The 5,011-nt window shown below is 36.6% G+C and carries 6 protein-coding genes; 3 read left to right on the top strand and 3 right to left on the bottom strand.

What is annotated here, in order from left to right:
- On the top strand, nucleotides 1–166 hold a 166-nt coding region (locus AC1DG9_RS23815), incomplete at its 5' end, for a DUF4287 domain-containing protein (RefSeq protein ID WP_477635366.1).
- Nucleotides 150–650: a hypothetical protein gene (locus AC1DG9_RS23820; protein WP_477612180.1), complete on the top strand. Its 501-nt coding sequence runs from the start codon at nucleotides 150–152 to the stop codon at nucleotides 648–650. The genes AC1DG9_RS23815 and AC1DG9_RS23820, both read left to right, overlap by 17 nt.
- A gap of 69 nt (nucleotides 651–719) precedes the next feature.
- Here AC1DG9_RS23820 and AC1DG9_RS23825 read toward each other — a convergent pair whose 3' ends face one another.
- A complete protein-coding gene (locus AC1DG9_RS23825) occupies nucleotides 720–1,595 on the bottom strand; it encodes an FAD-dependent oxidoreductase (protein ID WP_477635364.1) in 876 nt (291 codons plus the stop codon).
- A 30-nt stretch (nucleotides 1,596–1,625) separates the two neighbouring features.
- Complete coding sequence (locus AC1DG9_RS23830) at nucleotides 1,626–2,375, bottom strand: helix-turn-helix domain-containing protein (RefSeq protein ID WP_172663128.1); 750 nt, start codon at nucleotides 2,373–2,375, stop codon at nucleotides 1,626–1,628.
- A 158-nt stretch (nucleotides 2,376–2,533) separates the two neighbouring features.
- On the opposite strand from AC1DG9_RS23830, the gene AC1DG9_RS23835 reads away from it, so the two are divergent.
- Nucleotides 2,534–3,247 carry a DNA alkylation repair protein gene (locus AC1DG9_RS23835; RefSeq protein ID WP_288879476.1) on the top strand — a complete coding sequence of 238 codons (714 nt, stop codon included), beginning with the start codon at nucleotides 2,534–2,536 and terminating at the stop codon, nucleotides 3,245–3,247.
- Between the two features lie 12 nt (nucleotides 3,248–3,259).
- On the opposite strand, the gene AC1DG9_RS23840 is transcribed toward AC1DG9_RS23835, so the two are convergent.
- Nucleotides 3,260–5,011: outer membrane beta-barrel family protein (locus AC1DG9_RS23840; protein ID WP_477635365.1), on the bottom strand; the 1,752-nt coding region annotated here is incomplete at its 5' end.

Raw genomic sequence — 5,011 nt, forward strand, 5'->3', positions numbered from 1 at the left:
GAATAAAGCGGAGGAGAAAAAATTCACCTCAAACGGGCAGCTTCTTCCTAGTGTAAAAGCAGGTGAAATTGTGAATTGGTTAAAAGAGGAATATGACCTGGGCCATGGGCATTCAATGGCTATCTATGCCATATTAAAGGGTATAAAAAATGAAAACAGCCAGTAATCCTTTAACGGTGGCTTCCAACTTGATCGATACTAATAACCGAAAATATTTGGAAGCCTTATTTCTGAAGCTTAATCCAAATACCCCAGCCGTTTGGGGTAAAATGAAACCGCAACAAATGGTAGAACACCTGATAGATCAGGTGCAATACACCAACGGTAAAAAGGAACCTTTTTGCGAAGTTTCTGAACAGCAGGCACAGGTAGCAAAACAGATCAACATCTATACTGCGGTAGGAATCCCAAGAAATGTGATTTTTGGGGAAATCTCGGATCAACTAATTTATCCGGATCTACCTGGTGCTATTCAACAATTAATGACTGAACTTGCTGATTTTGATCAGCATTTTATGAAACCCGAAACATTAGTCATACACGGTGGATTTGGGCCAATGAATTATAAAGAATGGTGTATATGGCACAGTAAGCGTTTCTCGCATCACTTAAAGCAATTTAAGATCCCAGCACCTCCTCTTCTCCACTGAAACCACTGAACAGTAGAATTAATTTGGTAATGGCATCATCAGAATGAAGCATTTCAGTTTGTTCTAAAGTCATTTTGGTAACGGCAGAAGCTCTTGCACACATTTGTTTCGTGGAACAATAGATACCTCATTGCTGGCAAATAATTCCTGCCATGTAATGTGCCATGATCCAAATTCTTTTTTGAACCATTCAAATACCTGTTTCTTATCTGCAAAATCGATACCGCTATCGCGTACCCAAAATTCTGGCACTTTGCAACCGGTGTAAAAAGAAAGCGTCCCATCCCCTTTCGAGCTTAAAATCAATGACTTTTGATCTCCCATGGCAAATATTTTGCCATCGTTAAGTATATTATACAGCTCCGGTGCGTTTTCTTTAGCATGATAAATATTCCCCTCTACAATTGAAATACCTGAATAAATAGGCTTTATACCTGTTAAGTATGAACGGACTTTAGAATTGGCTCCATCGGCAGCAATTAAGATATCTGCTTCAGCATAAGTACCATTTTTAAACAATAGTTTCCAACCATCATTATGCGGTGTCGTGGAAACAAACTGACTGTCCCATATTACTGTATCCGGCTTTAGCGATTCAAGAAGTATGTTTCGTAATGGCCCCCTGTCTATTTCGGGACGACCCTCATCATGATCTTCCTCAGAATGTCCATCCAATTTAATATTCAGATCTTTGTCTAACACAAGCAATTTGCCCGCCTCCGGGCGGTAATTAGCATAAAAGGCATCAATCAATCCTGCTCTGCGAAGTGCCTCTAAGCCCGATTCTTCATGAAGATCTAATGTGGCGCCTTGTACCCTTACAGATGAATTAAAATCTCTCTCGTATACTTTTACATCTGCACCTTTAAGTTGTAGTAGTCGTGCTAAAGTAAGGCCCCCGGGTCCGCCACCTACAATAGCTATTCTTTTATTTTGAATCAACATAATTGAAAATTTAGTTTTTACAATACAAAACTACTTCTTCGGCAATGTTGAAAATTGTATAAATCGGTCGTTTTCGTTCTTACTTAGTTCTTTAGGGGTAACACCGGCAAATTTTTTGACATTTTTTATAAAGTGCGATTGGTCTGTGAAGTTCTGCTCTGGAAATAGTTTACCCTCTTTTATCTGAGTAAAAGAAGCCCTAAACCTTAAAATGGTGCAATAAGCTTTTAATGAAATACCAAACCATTCATTAAAATACCTGTTAATTTGCCTGCTTGTCCAATGTAGTGTTTCAGCAATTTCCTGGATAGTGATTGATCCGGCGGAAGTATATACCAGCTCAAATAATCTTTGTTTACGCAAGTCGACCTCTATATTATTTAACTTATTTAATAGTTTATCGGTAAGTACATTACAAAACTGTTCGAAATCACTAAAGCTTTCTGTGGTAATTCCAAAATAATCTGATGGCAAAACATAAACTGCATCAACGAGGGTTGGAAATTTCCTATCAAACAAGTATTCAATAGCAAGCAATTTGAAGCTAACTGCAAGCATAACTGTTTCTGGCATCAGGGTGCCCTGAGAAGGTGCATCTTCCAGTCCTAATAGCGTAAGCTCGTACGGTTCCTTTAAGGAAAAGAAAAGGTCTATCCTGCCATCAGGCATAATGACGACTCTTTTTTCATGATCGGTTTTATTGGACAGCATCCAAAAGCTGTCTACAAATGTAGAAAGAGATGGATTAGGTTTTATCTCTTTATAGGTTATTCCTTCCATTAGTAATAATCGCGACKGGTATGAAGATCTTATAACTACCAATGCAAAATAGTTTATTTTTCATTAAGTTTGGTTAACGCATGTAAGGAAGCCAAAATCCCACAGAGACCTGTACCTCAACCGTATCATACTATTTAATAGTTAATAGATGTGTAAAAATGATTGAATTGACGGCTAAAATATTCGAAACACAGCTTTCACTTCTAAAATCAATTACTGAGCTCGAGAATGTTCAGCGATTTTTTAGAGATAAAGATCCTAAACATAAATTTTTGGGTGTTAGAATGGCGGCTATTTTTGATTTAGCAAAACAGTTCATTGAAATGCCTATTGATGAAATTGAAAAATTAATAGGAAGTGAGTATTATGAAGCACGAATGGGTGCGGTAAGCATAATGGATTTTCAGGCAAGGAATAAGAAAACAACCCCATTAAGGAAAAAAGAGTTATTTGATCTTTATATTAAATGTCATGACAAAATAGATAATTGGGATTTGGTTGATAGAAGTGCCCCGTATGTTGTTGGTGGTTATTTGTTTGATAAGCCAAGAGACATTTTATACAAACTTGCTAAATCTGATCATGTTTGGGAACGAAGAACGGCAATTGTAAGCACTTATTTTTTTATCAGGCAAAATGACTTATCAGACACTTTCAAGATTGCGGAGATATTGATAAACGATGAGCACGATCTTATTCAAAAGGCAGCTGGAAGCTGGATAAGGGAGGCCGGTAAAAGAGACAAATTAGTTCTAATTGAATTCTTAGACAATTTTGCACGCTCAATGCCTATAGCAATGCTTCGTTGCGCGATAGAAAAACTTGATCCCAAAGAGAACCGCTATTATTTGGAGATCAACAAGAAGAAATGACGAAAATCGTGATTACTGAGCCCTGCTGTTCTCTGTGCGCCCTGTAGATTTATTAATGTAAGTAACCTTTTTAAGTCTGCCGAAACTATAAGCAAGGGTAATCCGGTAATATTTGTTATTGTTCTTTCTTGCAAATTCAATATAAGTCTCACCAATTTCATAATAACCCGCAGGTTTATCCTTCCGAAAGATATCGTTGGCTAGTAAATTGAGTTTTAAAGCTTTATTAAAAAAATCCATTTCAACACCCAAAGCGGCTAAAACTTGGTTATGTCTATAAAAAATCCCGTCATACTTGTCTCCTGTGTACCTGCCTAATATTTGAATTTTAAACAAGTTATTGATGTTAAAATTATTGCTGGAATAAAAATGGAACTGTGGGCGGCTTGTCATCAAACCATAAGGGAAGTCGCCAGTCATATACTTATTATAAGTTAGATCAACTGTGTTCATAGATGTAAACCAGTTTAGGTTAAAGGGAATGGACAAGGAAACAAACCAGGAACTAAGTTTACTAAGGTTTAATGGTTTTAATACATAGGTATTTTCGGCTTCGCCTTGTATTGCTGCCCCGGTAATAGCATCCCTTGTATCTGAATATCCTGCTGTAAAATTGTACTTTTTAAACGATGCTCCTAACTCAAAAGAATTTGTTCTTTCGGGCTTTAAGTAAGGATTCCCCTGTATACTGGTATAAGCATCCTGATAAATACCCGAAGGATTTAAAGCCTGATACCTTGGCCTGGTTATCCGCGAAGTATAAGACATTCTAAACTGAAGCTGATCAGAGATTTTAACAGCGATAAAGGCACTCGGAAAAAAATTAAGGTAATTGTCTTTTATCTCTTCTAGTCCCTGAACATCAGTTTCCAATTTATAACTGGTCCATTCGGTTCTTACTCCTATCCCATAGTTTACCTTTAGGCTCATTTGACCATTGAAATTCAGATATGCAGCAGGAATATTTTCCTGATACTTAAAGTCTGCCGAACGTGTCTCATCCAGCACAAAATCATTTCCATTTTTAACTGTAAAGAAATCTGAATAGAATTTATTACTAGCAAAGCTGTATTTAGCTCCGAATTCAAGTCTGTTATTTAAATTAAATGCCTTAGTATAATCTGTCTGGGCGTTTGCCAATCTAATTCTATAACCTGCTTTATTATTTAAAACGTTATAGGACCCCTGCCCGTTAACTAACTTATTTTCATTTATATCATCGTCTGTTTTCGAAATATACCCCGCGTATTGGCCGCCAATAAATAAAGAAGAACCAAGGCTGTCTATATCTCTGTTGTAATTAAGATTAATGGAGTTGTTATTGATTACATTATCATTAGCTATGTCACTCCTAAAAAATCCCTTCATTAAGGTAGAAGTGATGGTATTTTCACTTTTAGTACTTCCACCTAAGTCATTATAAGATCCACTATATTCGGCCGAGAGGTAACTCTTTTCGTCGAGATCGTATTGTCCTCCAAGACTATAATTAGAGAAATTATCATATTTCCTATTCCAGTCAGTCATGAGTACAGAGCTAAAATGATCCACAAACTTTAATCTTGACCTTGTGGTATTTAATATTTCTCTGGTATTACCCAGCAATAGCCCATAGCTTCCTGTTAAGGATAGTTTGTCCTTTTTATAGTTGACATCTATATTGGTATTTGCACTTGGAGAACTAAAATCTGAAGTGGTAAATATCTGTTTAAAACTCCCTTTATATCCTTCTTCGGCATTTGTAACCGTTATCACATTAATAAC

The sequence above is a fragment of the Pedobacter sp. 05L430 genome (assembly GCF_056397585.1).